The sequence below is a fragment of the Phocaeicola fibrisolvens genome (assembly GCF_025567125.1).
In the GTDB taxonomy this organism is placed as follows: domain Bacteria; phylum Bacteroidota; class Bacteroidia; order Bacteroidales; family Bacteroidaceae; genus Phocaeicola; species Phocaeicola fibrisolvens.
The window spans coordinates 1-460 of record NZ_JAOQJI010000111.1 but is presented as its reverse complement, the minus strand read 5'-3'; the positions used below and the strand labels follow the sequence as shown (position 1 = coordinate 460).

The 460-nt window shown below is 41.3% G+C and carries 1 protein-coding gene; it reads right to left on the bottom strand.

The genetic code is table 11. The annotated features are described in order from the left end of the window. The coding region (locus OCV81_RS17730) for a transposase (RefSeq protein WP_148331139.1) at window positions 1-460 on the bottom strand (460 nt) is incomplete at both ends.

Genomic DNA, 460 nt, shown 5'->3' with positions numbered 1-460 from the left:
TTGACATATGCTTCTATTCCGTTTTCTTCCATAAAGCTATAGTTCTCCTCCGAGCCATAACCGGAATCGGCAACCTCTTCCAATGGGAAACGGTTATAACGTTCATGAAACGAATTTTCAAAAGGAATCAATGTAAGAGTGTCTGTAGGATTAGGGTAGAGTCCAAAATCGACCATAAACTGGTTTTCGGTTCCGATTTGTAGATTATATCCCGGTTTTAATTGCCCGTTTCCCATAGGGTCTTCCTTCATATGCATAAATGTAGCATCAGAATCTGTTTTGGAGTAGGAATTTCGTTTGCCGAGTATGCTCATGTGCCTGTCATATTCGGCAAGTTTCTCACAGTGCGATTCCAATTGCTTGATTTGCCTTACCTTTTGTTTCTTAGCTTTCTTTTCTTCCTTGTCCGATGCGGCCGGTGCATTTTCAAGGGAGGCTTTTAACTCTGATATCATATCCG